Origin of the sequence: Bacteroides cellulosilyticus, from assembly GCF_020091405.1 — a bacterium.
Taxonomy (GTDB): Bacteria; Bacteroidota; Bacteroidia; order Bacteroidales; family Bacteroidaceae; genus Bacteroides.
Genome location: NZ_CP081903.1, coordinates 5,357,304 through 5,374,103, shown reverse-complemented (window position 1 = coordinate 5,374,103; position 16,800 = coordinate 5,357,304). Strand labels below are relative to the sequence as shown.

Annotated in this window: 14 protein-coding genes; 7 read left to right on the top strand and 7 right to left on the bottom strand. The window is 47.8% G+C overall.

Features of this window, described 5'->3' with window-relative positions; translation table 11 throughout:
• Window positions 1-40 precede the first annotated feature (40 nt).
• From K6V21_RS20400 to K6V21_RS20370, 7 genes are all read left to right on the top strand, one after another.
• On the top strand, window positions 41-889 hold the full coding sequence (locus tag K6V21_RS20400) for a helix-turn-helix domain-containing protein (RefSeq protein WP_217715766.1): 849 nt from the start codon (window positions 41-43) through the stop codon (window positions 887-889).
• A gap of 86 nt (window positions 890-975) precedes the next feature.
• Entirely contained in the window at window positions 976-1,566 is a 591-nt protein-coding gene (locus K6V21_RS20395; protein WP_224319700.1) for a DUF417 family protein, read from the top strand.
• Window positions 1,567-1,570: 4 nt separating this feature from the next.
• The gene (locus K6V21_RS20390; protein WP_224319699.1) at window positions 1,571-2,926 is read left to right on the top strand and encodes an FAD-dependent oxidoreductase; all 1,356 of its coding nucleotides are present in this window, start codon (window positions 1,571-1,573) and stop codon (window positions 2,924-2,926) included.
• Between the two features lie 121 nt (window positions 2,927-3,047).
• On the top strand, window positions 3,048-4,202 hold the full coding sequence (locus tag K6V21_RS20385) for an ABC transporter substrate-binding protein (RefSeq protein WP_217715734.1): 1,155 nt from the start codon (window positions 3,048-3,050) through the stop codon (window positions 4,200-4,202).
• The gene (locus K6V21_RS20380) at window positions 4,199-5,236 is read left to right on the top strand and encodes an iron ABC transporter permease (RefSeq protein ID WP_224319698.1); all 1,038 of its coding nucleotides are present in this window, start codon (window positions 4,199-4,201) and stop codon (window positions 5,234-5,236) included. The genes K6V21_RS20385 and K6V21_RS20380 overlap by 4 nt, the downstream gene beginning before the upstream one ends.
• Window positions 5,237-5,260: 24 nt before the next feature.
• Complete coding sequence (locus K6V21_RS20375; RefSeq protein ID WP_044267718.1) at window positions 5,261-6,274, top strand: ABC transporter ATP-binding protein; 1,014 nt, start codon at window positions 5,261-5,263, stop codon at window positions 6,272-6,274.
• Complete coding sequence (locus tag K6V21_RS20370) at window positions 6,271-7,632, top strand: MATE family efflux transporter (protein ID WP_224319697.1); 1,362 nt, start codon at window positions 6,271-6,273, stop codon at window positions 7,630-7,632. The genes K6V21_RS20375 and K6V21_RS20370 overlap by 4 nt, the downstream gene beginning before the upstream one ends.
• 1 nt (window position 7,633) lies before the next feature.
• Here K6V21_RS20370 and K6V21_RS20365 read toward each other — a convergent pair whose 3' ends face one another.
• From K6V21_RS20365 to K6V21_RS20335, 7 genes are all read right to left on the bottom strand, one after another.
• Window positions 7,634-8,311: a porin family protein gene (locus tag K6V21_RS20365; protein WP_224319696.1), complete on the bottom strand. Its 678-nt coding sequence runs from the start codon at window positions 8,309-8,311 to the stop codon at window positions 7,634-7,636.
• Window positions 8,312-8,386: 75 nt separating this feature from the next.
• On the bottom strand, window positions 8,387-9,190 hold the full coding sequence (locus K6V21_RS20360) for an SDR family oxidoreductase (protein WP_224319695.1): 804 nt from the start codon (window positions 9,188-9,190) through the stop codon (window positions 8,387-8,389).
• Window positions 9,187-11,079, bottom strand: a complete 1,893-nt coding sequence (cbiD, locus tag K6V21_RS20355) for a cobalt-precorrin-5B (C(1))-methyltransferase CbiD (protein ID WP_224319694.1) — start codon at window positions 11,077-11,079, stop codon at window positions 9,187-9,189. The genes K6V21_RS20360 and cbiD overlap by 4 nt, the downstream gene beginning before the upstream one ends.
• 131 nt (window positions 11,080-11,210) lie before the next feature.
• Window positions 11,211-13,022, bottom strand: a complete 1,812-nt coding sequence (gene cobM, locus K6V21_RS20350) for a precorrin-4 C(11)-methyltransferase (RefSeq protein WP_224322075.1) — start codon at window positions 13,020-13,022, stop codon at window positions 11,211-11,213.
• Between the two features lie 23 nt (window positions 13,023-13,045).
• Window positions 13,046-14,392, bottom strand: coding sequence for a precorrin-6y C5,15-methyltransferase (decarboxylating) subunit CbiE (cbiE, locus tag K6V21_RS20345; RefSeq protein ID WP_217715730.1), 1,347 nt, complete (start codon window positions 14,390-14,392; stop codon window positions 13,046-13,048).
• 11 nt (window positions 14,393-14,403) lie between these two features.
• On the bottom strand, window positions 14,404-15,822 hold the full coding sequence (gene cobJ / locus K6V21_RS20340) for a precorrin-3B C(17)-methyltransferase (protein ID WP_224319693.1): 1,419 nt from the start codon (window positions 15,820-15,822) through the stop codon (window positions 14,404-14,406).
• Between the two features lie 157 nt (window positions 15,823-15,979).
• Complete coding sequence (locus K6V21_RS20335) at window positions 15,980-16,798, bottom strand: sirohydrochlorin cobaltochelatase (RefSeq protein WP_224319692.1); 819 nt, start codon at window positions 16,796-16,798, stop codon at window positions 15,980-15,982.
• Between the last annotated feature and the right edge of the window lie 2 nt (window positions 16,799-16,800).

Here is a 16,800-nt window from a genome sequence, read left to right as displayed (position 1 = left end):
CTTCAATGTGCGACAAAGAACACTAACTCTTAATTATATGATGGATTATCAATTAAATACCCCCTTGAACGGGAATTTGGCAATGACTTCTTGTTTTCATGAAAATAAAGCACTGCAACAAGATACTACCTTATACAAATTTATATGGGTACGCAACGGCATCCTGACTGTTGAAATAGACCATATCCCGATGCGGCTGGAACAAGACGAAATTGCCTGTCTTACGCCTTTGCATCATATCGAAATTAAAGCTGTGGAGGGCGAATACCTCACTTTTCTGTTCAATAGTAATTTCTACTGCATCTTCGGCCATGATGACGAAGTATCGTGCAATGGTTTCCTTTTTCATGGTTCTTCCCAGGTGATGCGATTGAAGCTTTCTCAGGGGCAGGCTGCCAATCTGAATGATATTGTCCGTATCTTCCGTCAGGAATCTGCCGTTCGTGATAACCTGCAGGAAGAAATGCTGCGCATCATTCTCAAACGTTTCATCATCACCTGTACCCGCATTGCCCGTGAGAAGTGCGGTGTTACTCCGGAACAGGAGAAAGCTTTCGATATTGTCCGCCGCTTCTATATATTGGTTGACCAGAATTTCCGTGAAAAGAAACAAGTACAGGATTATGCCAACCTTTTATTCCGTTCTCCCAAGACACTTTCCAATCTGTTTTCTTCCTGCGGAGTCCCTTCTCCTTTGCGCATCATTCACGAACGAGTGGAAGCGGAAGCCAAACGTCTACTGCTCTACACTCCCAAAAGTGCCAAGGAAATCAGTGAACTCCTTGGCTTCGAAGATTTGTCCACATTCAGCCGCTTTTTCAAGAAAATGACAGGCGAAAGTGTGTCGGATTTCCGTAAATCGAACACAACGGGAAATATTGCCAACTGATACGGCAGAATTGCCATTTCACCCCCCGACATAAATCCCGATTTTTGCATCAGAAAAACAAAACAATTCATTAATGCAATAATCGTATGAAAACAAAATTACAATCAATGTTCGTGGCGGCCCTGACACTGGCTGCATCTACTCAGAAATTGGGTATCAATCTTATCCGTGTGGCAATTCTGGTTATTTTCGTTTGGATAGGCGGATTGAAGTTCTGGAATTATGAAGCCGAAGGTATCGTGCCTTTTGTGGCAAACAGTCCTTTTATGAGCTTCTTCTATACGCATAGTGCTCCTGAATATAAGGAATACAAGCTGAAAGAAGGTGAATTTGATGCCGTGAAGCATGAGTGGCATAAGGAAAACAATACGTATGGCTTTTCTCATGGGCTGGGCATTCTCATCATGACCATTGGTGTTCTTACTTTTCTCGGCATCTTTTGGCCGAAAGTAGGCTTGGTAGGGGCGGGACTTGCCATTATCATGACTCTCGGAACGCTTTCTTTCCTTGTCACCACACCCGAAGTATGGGTGCCTAATCTGGGCAGTGGAGAGTTCGGTTTCCCTTTATTGACCGGTGCAGGAAGATTAGTTATAAAAGATACAGCCATTTTGGCCGGCGCAATTGTTATATTAGCAGACAGTGCGAAGAGCGTACTGGAACAATTAAAAAAATAAAGATATGAAAAAGTATGATGCCATTATCATTGGTTTCGGCAAAGGTGGGAAGACCCTGGCTGCCGAATTTGCAAAACGTCAGAAGACGGTTGCCATAGTAGAACGTTCAGATCGTATGTATGGAGGCACGTGTATCAATATCGGCTGTATTCCTACAAAGACGTTGGTGCATCTGGCTAAGGAAACTCCGGTAAAGGCTACGTGGGAAGAGAAGAAGGACTATTATCGTCAGGCCATTGGTCGTAAAGAAGAGGTGACTTCCTTCCTGCGGAATAAGAACTATCATAATCTGGCTGATAATCCTAATGTGACGGTGTATACAGGTGTCGGATCGTTTGCCGGTCCTGATGTGGTAGAAGTGCGGACGGAGACAGAAGTAATTGAATTGCACTCTTCTCAGATCTTTATAAATACCGGTGCGGAAACCATCGTACCACCTATTGATGGAATAAAAGAGAATCCTCGCGTATACACCAGCACTTCCATCATGGAACTGGAAGAACTTCCCGAACGGCTGGTGATTGTGGGTGGAGGTTATATCGGCCTGGAATTTGCTTCCATGTATGCCTCTTTCGGTTCGAAGGTGACGGTACTCGAAGGGTATCCCGAACTGATTGGTCGCGAAGACAGGGATATTGCCGCCAGCGTACAGACCGTATTGGAAAAGAAAGGCATTGTTTTCCATCTCAACGCGAAAGTACAATCCGTGGACGGTACAACAGTGATTTATGAGGATGCTGTAACTCATGAAATCCATCACCTGGAAGGAGATGCTATCTTATTGGCAACTGGGCGTCGTCCGAATACTTCGGGGTTGAACCTGGAAGTTGCCGGCGTGAAAGTGAATGAACGGGGAGCCATTATTGTAGATGAGTGGCTGCGTACTACCAATCCGGCCATCCGTGCCATTGGCGACGTAAAAGGCGGGTTACAATTCACCTATATCTCATTGGACGATTACCGCATTATCCGTGAGGATTTGTTTGGTGCAGGAGAGCGGCGTACAGACGACCGTGAGCCTGTGAGTTATTCGGTATTTATGGATCCTCCTTTGGCACGTGTAGGACTGAGTGAGATGGAGGCCCGTAAGAAAGGACTGAACGTAAAGGTGAATACACTTCCCGTAGCAGCCATTCCGCGGGCACGTACTTTAGGTGAGACTGACGGATTGTTTAAGGTAGTAGTGGATGCCGATACAAATAAGATTCTGGGCTGTTCCCTGTTCGGACCGGAAACAAGTGAGATCATTAATATCGTATCTATTGTAATGAAAATGGGACAGGAATATACTTTCTTACGTGATTATATATTTACACATCCCAGCATGAGCGAAGCATTGAATGATCTGATGAGTTTTTAATGAGGAAGTTTTTTTAATGAAGAATTCTTCATTCCTCATTCTTCATTAAATTGTGCCTGTATTTGCGTATCTCCCCAAAAATGACGAATATTGTGCTCGAATTCTATACCTTTTTATTGTCATGAAACGAACTACTGCAATAATTGTCTTCCTTTTAAGTATTTTATGTGTGGCTTGTGGCCCGAAAAACAAACAAAACTCTACTGATTTACAGGCTACCACAGCCTCCGTATCAGCTGCAGACTCTATTTATCCGGTCTATGCCCAAGGGTTTGAAGTGAAATATCTTCCCAATCATGTCCGATTGGTAGACTTGCGTGATCCTCAAAATGAAAGTAGTAATACTTTCCATTATGCATTGGTGCCCCGGGGAACGAAACCTGAAGGAATTCCTTCTGATTATACGGTGATCGAAATACCTGTGCGCAGTGTCATTTGCATGACTTCTTTACAATTATCCAATTTCATCAAACTGGAAGCCTGTGATAAGGTGGTGGGTATAACCAGTACACGCCACTTGTTCAACAAAGAAATGAATGAGCGCCTGAAGTCGGGTAAGACTGCCAAAATAGGAATTGAAGGTAACTTTGATAATGAAGTGATCATGAGTGTGAATCCGGATGTTATCTTTATCTCTCCTTTCAAGCGTGGCGGATATGATACGATGCGTGAAATAGGAATACCTTTGGTTCCGCACCTGGGATATAAGGAAATGACTCCGCTGGGACAGGCGGAATGGATTAAGTTCATCGGCTTGTTTATTGGACAGGAAGAGGAGGCGAATGAAAAGTTTGCTGCTATAGAAAAGCACTATAATGACCTGAAACAACTGGCTGCCGATGTGAAGAAGCGTCCGGTAGTATTCAGCGGTGAGATACGTGGAGGAAACTGGTATGCAGTAGGCGGCAAGAGCTTCCTGGCCGAACTGTTCCGTGATGCGGGAGCCGATTACTTCTTGAAGGACGATCCCCGTTCCGGTGGTGTTACACTGGATTTTGAAACAGTATACAGCCAGGCGGAGAGTGCCGATTACTGGCGTATTGTGAATAGTTACGACGGTACATTCTCTTATGATGCTTTGAAGTCTCTTGATCCCCGTTATGCCGACTTCCGTGCATTCCGTGACAAAGGTGTTGTTTATTGCAATATGCGCGAGCAACCTTTCTACGAAAGTATGCCGATGGAACCGGAAATAGTACTGGAAGATCTGATCCATGCGTTCCACCCCGATTTATTACCTGATTACCAACCGAAATACTACGCACGTTTGCAATGAAAAGACCGACACTGCTTCTGATGTTGGTGATACTGGCATCTATATTCCTGTTTTTCTTGCTGAACCTGCTGTTAGGCTCTGTCCATATTCCTTTTCGTGCCGTTTGGAACATTTTATGGGGGAATACGGATGAATCCATTATCTGGCAGAATATCATTTGGAAATCCCGTGTGCCGCAGGCATTGACGGCATTGGTGGCGGGAGCGGGGCTATCGGTGAGTGGTTTGCAGATGCAGACGGTTTTCCGGAATCCGCTGGCAGGACCGTCGGTATTGGGTATCAGTTCGGGTGCCAGCCTGGGAGTAGCCTGTGTGGTATTGCTATCGGGAGCGATGGGCGGTGTGGCATTGAGCAAGCTCGGATATATGGGAGAAGTGGCGTTGTCCATTGCAGCTATTATCGGAGCACTGTCCGTGATGGCGCTTATCGTATACGTTTCACAGAAAGTAAAGGGAAATGTGACGTTGTTGATTATCGGTGTGATGATCGGTTATGTGGCAAGTGCTATTATCGGTGTATTGAAATATTTCAGTGTGGAGGAAGATATTCGTGCATACGTCATTTGGGGACTGGGTAGTTTTGCCCGTGTGTCGGGGGATCAGATGATACTGTTTGTCTGTATCATGGCGGTCTTGTTGCCACTCTCGTTTTTGCTGATAAAGACAATGAATCTGTTGCTGCTGGGCGATGGCTATGCTCGGAATCTGGGGTTGAACATCAAGCGGGCACGCCTGTTGGTGATCTCCTGTTCAGGTGTGCTGGTGGCGATTGTGACAGCGTATTGCGGTCCGATTATGTTTATCGGTTTGGCTGTTCCCCATCTTTGCCGGGCTATATTCCATACATCCGACCATCGGATACTGATGCCTGCCACATTGTTGGTAGGGGCTTCGTTGGCGTTGGTGTGCAACCTTATCGCCCGCATGCCGGGATTTGAAGGAGCTTTACCGGTGAATTCGGTGACTGCTTTGGTAGGTGCTCCGGTAGTGGCATCCGTGCTCTTCAGGAAGCGCAAAGGGGAACTGGAAGAATAATTGAGAATTGAAAATAAAGAGATTTTGAAACAGGAAACTATACATATTGAGAAACTATCCATTGGCTATCCCGGTAAAGGAGATGTGAAAGTCGTGGCAAGCGATATTTGTGCCGGAATCAATAGCGGGGAGTTGACTTGTCTGTTGGGTGCCAACGGGGTGGGGAAGTCTACATTGTTGCGTACACTTTCCGCATTTCAACCGAAGTTATCCGGTGAAATACGTATACAGGGAAAAGAGATTGGCTCTTATACGGACAAACAGCTTTCAAAAGTGATCAGTGTAGTCCTGACTGAAAAGTGCGACATCCGTAATATGACTTCTGTGGAACTTATCGGTCTGGGACGCAGCCCATATACCGGTTTCTGGGGAACACTCTCCAAAGAAGATAAAGAGGTAGTGGATCATGCTATTAATCTGGTCGGAATATCTCACCTGGCACATCGCATGGTACATACACTGAGTGATGGCGAACGACAAAAAGTGATGATTGCCAAGGCACTGGCTCAGGAAACTCCGGTGATTTTCCTGGACGAACCTACTGCCTTTCTTGATTTCCCGAGTAAAGTGGAAATGATGCAATTGCTCCATCAGTTGAGCCGGCAGACGGATAAGACTATTTTCCTGTCTACCCATGACCTGGAACTTGCCTTGCAGATTGCGGATAAAATCTGGTTGATGGATAAGGTGAACGGGGTGACTATCGGAACTCCCGAAGATCTTTCACTGGATGGAACCCTCAGTAGTTTCTTTGCCCGTAAAGGAATTGTGTTTGATCTGGAGACAGGATTATTCCGGGTGAACAATGAGTATACTTCCCAGATCCGTATTGTCGGGCATGGACAAAAATACGCTATGGTGCGGAAAGCTTTGCAAAGAAATGGTATTCTGGCAAACCGAAACGTGGAGTCGGACGTTTATATTGAAACGGGAGATTTGAAAGGGGACGGTACTTTTGTACTGCACCCCGTAAACGGCGAAGCGGTGACTGTGCAAACCATTGATGAACTGCTTGCAGAGATTGTAAAGATTCTATGAGATATTCGACAAAAGATAATTATCTCTATCTGACTACCACCCCGGTGCCCCGTCTGATAGTATCATTGGCTGTACCTACGATTATTAGTATGTTGGTTACGTCATTCTATAATATGGCGGATACGTACTTTGTGGGGAAGATCAATACCCAGTCGACGGCGGCTGTAGGTATTGTGTTCTCGGTCATGTCCATAATTCAGGCGGTGGGCTTTTTCTTCGGACATGGTTCGGGGAACTATATTTCGCGGAAACTCGGTGCGCAGGAGACTGGGAATGCAGAGAAGATGGCGGCTACCGGTTTCTTCTGGGCGTTGTTTATGGGTATATTTCTGGCAGTAGTGGGACTTATCTTCCTTAGCCCGTTGTCGCTGGCATTAGGTTCTACACCTACTATCCTGCCTTATACGGAGAAATACCTGGGCATCATATTGCTGGGTGCCCCTTTCATGACTGCTTCGTTAGTACTGAACAATCAGATCCGTTTCCAGGGAAATGCAGCGTATGCGATGGTAGGAATCGTATCGGGTGCGGTGATTAATGTGATACTGGACCCTATTCTGATTTTTGTTTTTGATATGGGGATATCGGGTGCTGCGTTGGCTACGGTCATCAGTCAGATATGTAGTTTCTCCCTGTTGCTATATATGTGCAGAAAGGGTGGCAATATCCGTATCCGTTTCAAGAACTTCACACCTTCACTGGCTTTCATAAAGGAGATTATTGGTGGTGGTACCCCTTCGCTTGCCCGTCAGGGACTGGCGAGTGTAGCTACTATTTTGCTGAATGTGGCTGCCGGGGCTTATGGAGACGCGGCTATTGCAGGCATGTCTATTGTTACCCGTATCGCAATGTTCATTAATGCTTTCCTGATAGGTTTTGGACAAGGTTTCCAGCCGGTATGCGGTTTCAATTACGGTGCGGGATTGTATGTGCGTGTTCGTCAGGGATTCTGGTTTTGTGTAAAGGTGGGATTCATCTTCTTACTGGTGTGTGCGCTGGCAGGCATGGGATTTGCAGAAGAGATTGTTTCTTTGTTCCGTAAGGGAGACCCGGATGTAATTGCAGTAGGGGCTGCCGCCTTGCGTTGGCAGTTCATTACTTTTCCGTTGGGTTCATGGATTGTGATGAGTAATATGATGTTGCAGACGATTCGTAAACCGGTAAAGGCTACCATTATTTCTTCTGCCCGCCAAGGATTGTTCTTTATTCCGCTGATTTTTATCCTGCCTCATTATCTGGGTTTGCAGGGTGTGGAAATGTGTCAGGCTACTGCTGATCTTCTGACTTTCATTCTTGCCATACCGTTGACATGCAGTGTACTGAATGAAATGAAACGAAAGCAGGCGGAGCAGTTGTAAATCAGAACCGGTATCCTACGGTGAAGAACGAAGCGAGATTCTTGGGAGAGAATTTCTCAATGCCGGATGATTGCAATAGATTATCCAGCTGGTCGTTTACTTTGATCATTCCCAATTGAAGCTCTGCTCCGAATATGAATTTGTGATATTCGATGTTGAGGCCGAACATAAGGCCGGCGTCAAAGCGTTTGTTTCCCATTTTGTCATCTATCCGGTTACCGAAAGTATCTATGCGGAATCTGTAGCTTCTGTTAGGATTGTATTCACTACTGTAATCATATTCCTCCATCTCACCGGATGTCTTTCCGCCTACACCATAGGCAATATACGGACCGACACTCAAGGAAGCACTGTAATTCTTTCCAAGGTTGAGGCGGGCGGCCATCATGATGGGGAGCTGGATATACAACTCGTTCATGTTCACTTTGCCTACATATTCCACTTCCTCACGGGCACCTATCGATACGAAGTTCAGTGATGGTTGAAACACCCATGTGCGGTTGAGTTCATAGTTCATGCCGACACCTACTTTGTAGGCGATGCGTGTATCACTTTCTACATTTTCTCCATAGAAGTTGGAGGTACCGACTCCGGCTTTTACTTGGAAGGAGATAGGGGACTGGGCATTTGCTCCCAATGCTATGATTGCAAAGAAAATAGTGAGAATAGTCTGTTTCATTACTTGAACCTTGTAAGGGGGTGATGTTTATTTGATCGCAAAGATATAAATTATATGATTACATACAATTGCTAACTAATAGAATTTCCTGATCAGCCAATCTACCAGACTAAACGGCAGCATAGGCTTGATGCGTGCAAAGAATACTTGCTCCCATGGACCGACCTTTGTGCGGAAAGCAGGGTGGCGGCTATTTACCAGTTTGCAAATCGCTTGACCTAACTTTTCCGGTCGGCAACCATTGTTTTCAGACTGCTCTACATTTCGCATGGCTTTTGCAAAACTCTCCCCATATTGCGCATGGGAGAGGGAAGTCTGGCTCACTTGCCGTTGCGCTGTGAAACCAGTCTGGAAATCTCCCGGTTCGACTACGCAAACTTGTATACCCAGTGGCTTAACTTCTTGATAAAGCGCTTCACTATACCCTTCAATCGCAAACTTTGATGCACTGTAGAAAGCCTGAAAGGGAACGGCAAAGACGCCTGCGATGGAACTGATATTTATGATTCGTCCGTGTCCGGCTTTGCGCATGAAAGGCAGTACTGCTGCACACATACGGACGGCACCCGTGAAATTCGTATTCATCTGGCGCTGTATCTCTTCCTCGGTAGTGAGTTCGATAGCTCCGCTGATGCCCATCCCAGCATTGTTGACAAGTACATCGATGCTGCCTTGCTCTTCCAGAATTGTAGATATGGCGTTGAATACCGATGCAGGATCAGTAATATCCAATTGCAACATTTTGAAGCCGGGATTATCGGATAATGCTTTCCGACTGGAACCATAAACGATATGTCCTTGTGCAGCCAACCGCGTAGCAATGACTCTTCCAAAACCGGAAGAAGCACCGGTGACGAGGATTATTTGAGGGTGTTTCATATTATTTTCCCTTCTTCACTAATGAGCAGAATGGTCAGCTCTCCATCGGGCAGAAGCGGGTCGCAATGCTGGTGGCACAACTCAAGCAAATGGGTGCAAAAGGCCTGCAAATCATCTGCCGGGAGCAATGTCCACAACTCTCGCGCCAGTGTTATCTTTTTAATAATGGCAGGTACTTCATCTCCACAACCCGCATTGAAGGCCAGATCCAGAAGGAAGTCTTTATTCATCGTCACCTGTTTGCTGTGCGTATCCAGATTGCCTTCTGCCAGCTTCACGGCTTTTCCTATCATGATACCCAAAGTCACCGCTTTGATTTCCAAATCTGCGGCAATCTTTATCGTATCTCCAATGAAGTTTCCGTAATGAATAAATGCCTGTGCAGGCAGTTCGGGATAGTATCCCCGGACATACTTTTCACTCTTTGCACCCGAATTAAGGACGATGCGCGGACTTCCTGTTGCCCGACCTACTTCCATAGATTTGCGGATGGAATCTACAAATGCTTCGGAAGAGAAAGGCTTCACAATGCCCGAAGTTCCGATGATAGAAATACCGCCCTCTATACCCAAACGGGGATTAAAAGTCCGTCGGGCTATCTCTTCGCCACCCGGTACGGAAATAGTGACGGCAAAAGGATTGGGGTGTTTGGAAATTCCAAGTCGTTGAAGGCATGCCTTTACATTGTTTTCAATCATTTTGCGGGGAGTAACGTTGATGGCAGGTCCTCCTACTTCCAGCCCTAAACCGGATAAGGTGACAATGCCTATGCCTTCGCCTCCACAGACAATAACGGTATAATCATCAGCTCCAAGTTCTGCGGGTGTTGGATCGTCAAAACGGAAAGGTAGGGCAACATTGGCCTTGATTTGCATGCCATTGGTTACATCGGGGTCATCACCTGCATCTTTGATGACAGTGGCATCTGCTTCCAGCATCCAGTCATCGTTCACACAGCTGGGATGCGGGTAGCGTTCTTGCTCTTCGACGGGAACATAAATGGTTTCTCCGTTAGGGAGAATAACGGGGAATTCTTCAGGACGGGACTGGCGTTGAACGTTGAAAATATCCCAGGTTGCAGCTACAGCGGCTGCGGCTGCACAAGTACCCGTAGTCAGACCACTACGCAAAGGATAAAAGTCGGGCAGATGCTTTTCAATCATCCGGCGTAGGCCATGCTCACCGTTCACTATCATAAAACTTCCGGGCATTGGCGGACGACGGATTGCAAAAATGCGGATACCTTCCTGAAGGGCAGCTTCCACTTTTTCATTGAATCCTCCGGAAAGTCCGCTTTCCTTTATCAATATGGCTTCGGGGTGAAGTCGCTGTAACAGGATGCGTTCGTCTTCGCCTGCATGGTAGTAATGCAGATATTTTTCGGGAAAACCTTCACGTTCGGCCAGGCGGCGGGAGCTCTCACGGTTAAGGATACGGAAGTAGCAACAGGCACTTTCCTGCCAGAGAGGCTTTAGCTTGGCGATGCTTTGTACGCCTGTCAGAGCGAGGAGGGTGAAGATATCTTCTTTTCTGATTTGCCGGATGGCATCTTCAAAATCTTCGCACCAGATGATGTGTTCTTCATCACGTGGCGGATAAATACGTTCGAATCGGATGACAAGCAGGTTCAGGGTATGGGCTACTTTCTCTACGGTCTGGTGCAGTTGTATGGCAAAGGGGTGGGCGGCGTCTACCAGTAATTGAATGTTATGTTCCCGGCAACAGCGCTCCAAGTCCAGTTCGTCCATGGCACCTTGCAGGCGGATACCGTGGTGCATAGTTACTTCCTGCTCGTCTCCTTTGGTAGAGTAGTAGAATGGTTTTCCGGCTTCTTCAAGGGTACGGGCAGCGATGCGCCCTTCGGTGGTTCCACCTAATATTAATATCATTACTTTTAGGTTTTAGTTGAACAAAATGTGATAATGTGATAGGGGGATAAAGTGATAGTGGGATAACACTCCGTGATATATAATACAGCCACTTTATCACCCTATCACTTTATCACATTATCATTCCCTTCTTATCTGCGGAAGAGATGTTTGAATTCATGGGCGTAGAGGCGGGAAAGGCCTTCGCGGTTGTCGATGGCTTCACCTACGACAATCATGGTGGTGAGCGTCAGGTTGTTCTCTTTCACAATCTTTGCAAGGTCCTTCAACTCTCCGCGATAGATGCGCTCGTCCTTCCAGGTGAGGTGGTAGCAAACGGCAACGGGAGTGGTTTCGGGATATTCCTGTAAGAGCTCTTCCTGCACCTGTTCGGCAATGCCGGCACTGAGGAAGATACACATGGTGCTTTGCGAGCGTGCCAGCAGGTGGAGTTGTTCGCGTTCCGGCATGGGGGTGCGTCCTTCGCCCCGAGTAAGGATGATGCTCTGCACTTTCTCAGGAATGGTAAACTGAGACTTCAGCGCAGCGGCAGCAGCCTGGAAGGAAGAAATGCCCGGGGTGATGTGATAACTCATGTGATGCTGGTCGAAATAGTTCATCTGTTCCTGAATGGCGCCGTAGATACAGGGATCGCCCGTATGCAGGCGAACTATGAATTTGCCTTCATCATAGAATTTCTTCATTAGTGCAAACTGTTCTTCCAAGTCCATAGAAGCCGAACTGCGTATCGTAGCACCCGGTTTGGCACAGAATGTTAGTTCGCGAGGGACGAGACTGCCGGCGTAGAGGATAAGATCTGCCTTCTCCAGCATTTGCCTTCCACGCACGGAGATGAGGTCGGGATCACCCGGACCTGCGCCGACGATTTCGATATGTCCGTGGTAGCGGAGCACCCCCTTTTCGATGGCTATGGCCATGGTGTAGTTTCCGCCTTTTTGTTTGTCCAGCAGCAGCTCACCACCGTTGGCGGAAAGAAAAGCGGCGGCTTCGGAAACGCTGGGTGTACCCATGTGCTTCTCTACTACCGGACTGGGGTTGGGGACGGAGATTTCTTTCAGTTCCTCCGCACTGTAATAGCGTATCTGATAGGCACGTTCCAGTTCTTTAATGACCGGTTCGTCGCGTTTCTCGTTAATGGTGGCGATGTACTTTACGGCACGGGGCATGAAGGTATTGTTAATCATCGTACCAAGGATGTTTTCAACGATGTCATGCACGGGACCTGCCTGATGTGCCAGACCTACGCCGACATGCAATACCTTGGGCACATAAAAGAGCGCAGGGGTGTCATGCGTATTGTGCAGGAAAGGAGTGACGAGTATGACCAGCTGGTAACGGCTGAGGTCTATATCCCGGAATAAGCCGTAATGTATATCCACGTGTGGCGGGCAGGTCTTTTCCAGATATTCCGTTCCCTGATCGCGCACTTCGAGGAAGAGGGCGGTGGGAACTTTCTTCACGAAAAGGCTGATGATGTTATTCATCATACCGTATTCCGTCTCACCGGGAATGGCGGCCCAGTCAAATTTATCACCCAGGGTGTCCAGTGCCCAGAGTCCGGTGCGGTCGCTTTGGGTGGTGATGACAGGTTCGGCGCCGAGAATGTGGGCGATGTTTTCCGTCATTTCGTTGGCCTTTCCGATGTGTCCCGAGAGGACGGAAACGGCATAGCGGCCAGTGCTGTCTACACAGATCACGGCGGGATCTGTATGTTTATCTTTCACATGCGGGGCGATGGTGCGGACGCAGATGCCCATGGCACCTATGAAAATAAAGGCATCGTAGCGATGGAAAGACAGAGCCATAAATTCTTCGTAAAAAGAAACGTATGTGCAGTCGGGTGCAGGAGTCGTGGTGATTATTTCGGAGTCGGGAAACTCGTTACTCAGCGTTCGCGCAATGGGCAGACTGCTTTCGGAAATCAGTATAATAGCTACCTTCATAGGGTGGCTCTCGTTATTTTTATTCATAAGGTTACTTTCATTATTTCTATCGGGTTATAATCATTGAGTGCGATGTGCAGGGAGGGTTGCAGAGACATTCCTGCGTTTTCTGCCCCTTTGCGGAACAATTCCCTGCTATTTGGGGATACGGAGTTGAAGACGATGCAACCGCCGGGTTGCAATACTTCTTTCAGGCGTACCAGTATATCTTCTAATTTTCCGCCGTGCCCGCCGATGAAGACAGCGTCGGGAGGGGGGAGATCTTCCAGTTCGGTTTGCAGGAAGTCTCCGATTAAGGCTGTGATTCCCGGCGCACCGAAACGGCGGGAGTTGATGCGCATCAGTTCTTCTCCTTCGGGACGTTTCTCGAACGAAACAACCGTAAGATGCGGGAATTGCAGGCGGGCTTCGATGGATACAGAGCCTGTGCAGAAACCTATGTCCCAAAAGACACGGCGGCGATTCAGTTCCAATGCCTGCAAGGTAAGGAGGCGGATCGGAGCTTTGGTAATCATGCGGGCACGTCCGTCCAAGTGGGCGAATTCTTCGTCGGGAAGACCGAAGGGGCGGACGAGGTGATCCCTGAACTCTGGGCGTTTGCGTCGATCTATGCAGGGTGTCTGCATAGACCTGTGCGGGGTGTCTGCATAGACCTGTGCAGGGTGTCTGCATAGGCCTGTGTAGGGTGTCTGCATAGACCTATGCAGGGTGTCTGCATAGAGCAGCAGGTTGTTGGGGTGCTCGAAGGCCTCTTCTGAGGCCTCTTCAAGATTCATCCGACGAATGCGCTCGCGTTCGGGATTGCCGAGGTGCTCACCGATGTACATCGTGTAATCGGTGTATCCATATTCCAACATCCGCGCGGCGATAGTGGCAGGGGTATGCTCCCGATCTGTCAGTACACCTATTTTGTGGGCATGTTCTATGAGTGCTTTGTCCAGTTCCTGCCACGGGCGTCCTGTCAGGGAGACGGTACGCATATCGTCGTAAGGCATCACCAGTCTGTGCGCTAATGTTTGCAGGGAATTGAAAGCCGGGTAGAGGCGTATCTTTGCATCGGGCAGTTTTCGTTTTACCGTATTGGCGAAGCCGAAAAACAGGGGATCTCCGGATGCAAATACGACAATAGATGCATCGGAAGCCTTCTTCTCAAAGTCTGCAAAAATGTTTTCGTATTGGGCAAAGACGTTATCCAGTGGAACTGTTATAGAAATCCATTCCGCACCTTCCGGAAGTAACTTCTCTACAATCTCCCGATGCCGCAAGCCGCCGGAGAAAACTTTTCCTTCCCGGATGTGCCGCAGCACTTCGGGCGGGAAGAAAGGTTCCCGGTTGTCGTCCATGCCTATGATGATAAAGTTTCGTTTCATAGTTGTTGAATTTATACATCCCGTCCCGGCCTTAACTGTTCCGCATCATTGTAGCACAAGATTGCATTCACCAGCGTTGCAGCCAAATTACTTCCTCCTTTTCGTCCCTCCACTATCAGTTTGGGTATTTCCATGAACGGCTTCACCATGTGCTTGGATTCCTGTACATGTACAAAACCCACAGGCGCGGCAATAATACCGCTTGGTGCAGCCTTTCCTTTACGTACCAGATCACAAAGTTCCATCAAAGCCGTCGGCGCATTACCGAATACGAACAAGGCATCCGGATGTTCCTCCACCGCCAGACGTATACCGGCTTGTGTACGGGTGATCCCTTTTTCCGCTGCCATTGCCGCTACACGTTCATCGGAAAGATAGCATTTCACTTCTACTCCCAGCCGTTGTAAAGCTCCTTTGCGGATACCACTGGCAGCCATCGTCACATCCGTAACAATCGTTTTCAACCGACCGTCCGCTATTTTCTGATAAAGCTTTTCCACAGCACCTTTGTCCGTATACAGCAGCTTTTCCATTTCAAAATCGGCCGTGGTATGGATGGCGTGCAGCAAAGCCCATTTATGATCCAGAGGAATATTCTTATTCTTTAGTTCCGACTCAATGGTCCGGAAACTTTGTATCATAATGTCCTGACCTATCCCCTTAGTCGGTTGTTCATCTTTATCCGGACGGTTATAATATCCCCGGGGAGTAATGAACTTGCCGTTCCACGCATAAGACTGCGAGTTACCGATCAGGATGACTGTAAACATATCCACTTCTTCGGGATTGAAATCAGCGAGTGTCGTCAGATGCACTTCCTGTTCTTCCCGTCCGGCCTGGCGTACATAACCTACCGGAGTCTCCGGAGCGCGTCCTTCTGCGAGAAACAGCTCTTTCAGTCGATAGAGTTGCCAATACCGCCCTTCGCTTTTCGGATTGTATACAGCCGTTACGAAATCAGCCATGGCTGCCGCACGGATGCGACGCTCGATCCGTTCCCACGGTGTCATCAGATCGGAAAGGGAAATCACACAGAAATCATGTCCCACAGGAGCACCCAGCAGTGAAGCCGCTTTCTGAAAAGCACTGATGCCCGGCAAGGCAATTATTTTGACGTTGCTGTTCCGTTCCCGCTTCATCTCGTAAATCAGCGGAGTCATTCCATAAATCCCCGCATCGCCGGAACTGATGACGCAAACCGTTTTTCCCTGTTCCGCCAATTCAAATGCCTGTTCCGCACGAGTGCGTTCCCGCTTCATACCCGTATCTATACATTCTGTTTCAGGGTGGAGATAAGGCTGGATAAACTGGAAATAATATTTATATCCCACTACTACATCCGCTTCTTGAACCGCACTGAGAACTGCGGGCGTGATGTCTTGTTCGCTGCCCGGACCGATGCCGGCAACTATTATCTTAGGCTGTTTCATATCGCTTTTATTTCTATCGTGCAAAGATACGCTCTATTCTTTAAACTTCAGGCATAAAAGGGGCTAAAAAGGGGGACAAAAAAGGGCTACACCCTTTACCCGGGATGGTGTAGCCATCCGAGGCAAAGGGTGTAGCCTTAAGGGGGAAAGGGTGTAGCTATTTCAACAACGCTTCTACGTGCTCCATATAGAGCTTTCGGATAGCGGGCAGCTCGCCCAGTCCTTGCATACGCACATTCACCTGGTAGCTTGCCTTTTCCATTTCCGGTTTCCATACTCCGACGATGTCTTCTTTCGTATGATTACCGCATACCAGCAACAACGGTATCAGTGTTACTTGTTTCGGGCGTGTCTCCTTCAACTGTGCCAGTGTAGCGTCCAGTGTAGGATAACCCTCGATGGTGCTGACGTGGAAGTTTTTCAGTCCGTGGGCTTTCATCATATAGTCCAGCATGGCGTAAGTGGCGGTACTTGGCAATTGATTGCCGTGTCCCACATAGATGACGTCCTCTTTCTTTCCAGGCTGTTCCTGTGTCAGAATTTCTATAACCTTTTCGCAATCTTCCACTGTATAAAGCAATGGATTACCTACCTTTATTTCTTTAAAGAAGGGTTTCACGCTCTCCGCATCGCGGCGGACGGAAGTCATTTCACTTCCTTCAATCAGTGTTGTACTCTGTATCAGTACACGCGAATATCCTTCGCTTCTGAGTTTCAGCAGTGCGTCTACCGGACTGTCTTTATGAACGCCCTGCTTCTCCAGCCTGCGCCGAACAATGGGAGAGATATACGCTTCGCGCACTTCAAACTGCGGAAAAGTTTCTTTTGCCTCACGGGTGATTACGTCGAGCGTCAGTGCACGTGTATCAGGGTCCGAACTTCCGTAATGGGTAATGAGAAGGGCGGTCTTCTCCCCCTGTGCAGAGGAGAAGAGAGCCACACTCAGTAAACAAAGAGTGATGAAAAGATGCTTCATAT

What these genes read in the sequence shown, in the direction of transcription:
- K6V21_RS20400 (WP_217715766.1), top strand. Translation starts at nt 41, where the DNA reads ATGGATTATCAATTAAATACCCCCTTGAACGGGAATTTGGCAATGACT.
- K6V21_RS20395 (WP_224319700.1), top strand. Translation starts at nt 976, where the DNA reads ATGAAAACAAAATTACAATCAATGTTCGTGGCGGCCCTGACACTGGCT.
- K6V21_RS20390 (WP_224319699.1), top strand. Translation starts at nt 1,571, where the DNA reads ATGAAAAAGTATGATGCCATTATCATTGGTTTCGGCAAAGGTGGGAAG.
- K6V21_RS20385 (WP_217715734.1), top strand. Translation starts at nt 3,048, where the DNA reads ATGAAACGAACTACTGCAATAATTGTCTTCCTTTTAAGTATTTTATGT.
- K6V21_RS20380 (WP_224319698.1), top strand. Translation starts at nt 4,199, where the DNA reads ATGAAAAGACCGACACTGCTTCTGATGTTGGTGATACTGGCATCTATA.
- K6V21_RS20370 (WP_224319697.1), top strand. Translation starts at nt 6,271, where the DNA reads ATGAGATATTCGACAAAAGATAATTATCTCTATCTGACTACCACCCCG.
- K6V21_RS20365 (WP_224319696.1), bottom strand. Translation starts at nt 8,311, where the DNA reads ATGAAACAGACTATTCTCACTATTTTCTTTGCAATCATAGCATTGGGA.
- K6V21_RS20360 (WP_224319695.1), bottom strand. Translation starts at nt 9,190, where the DNA reads ATGAAACACCCTCAAATAATCCTCGTCACCGGTGCTTCTTCCGGTTTT.
- cbiD (WP_224319694.1), bottom strand. Translation starts at nt 11,079, where the DNA reads ATGATATTAATATTAGGTGGAACCACCGAAGGGCGCATCGCTGCCCGT.
- cobM (WP_224322075.1), bottom strand. Translation starts at nt 13,022, where the DNA reads ATGAAGGTAGCTATTATACTGATTTCCGAAAGCAGTCTGCCCATTGCG.
- cbiE (WP_217715730.1), bottom strand. Translation starts at nt 14,392, where the DNA reads ATGAAACGAAACTTTATCATCATAGGCATGGACGACAACCGGGAACCT.
- cobJ (WP_224319693.1), bottom strand. Translation starts at nt 15,822, where the DNA reads ATGAAACAGCCTAAGATAATAGTTGCCGGCATCGGTCCGGGCAGCGAA.
- K6V21_RS20335 (WP_224319692.1), bottom strand. Translation starts at nt 16,798, where the DNA reads ATGAAGCATCTTTTCATCACTCTTTGTTTACTGAGTGTGGCTCTCTTC.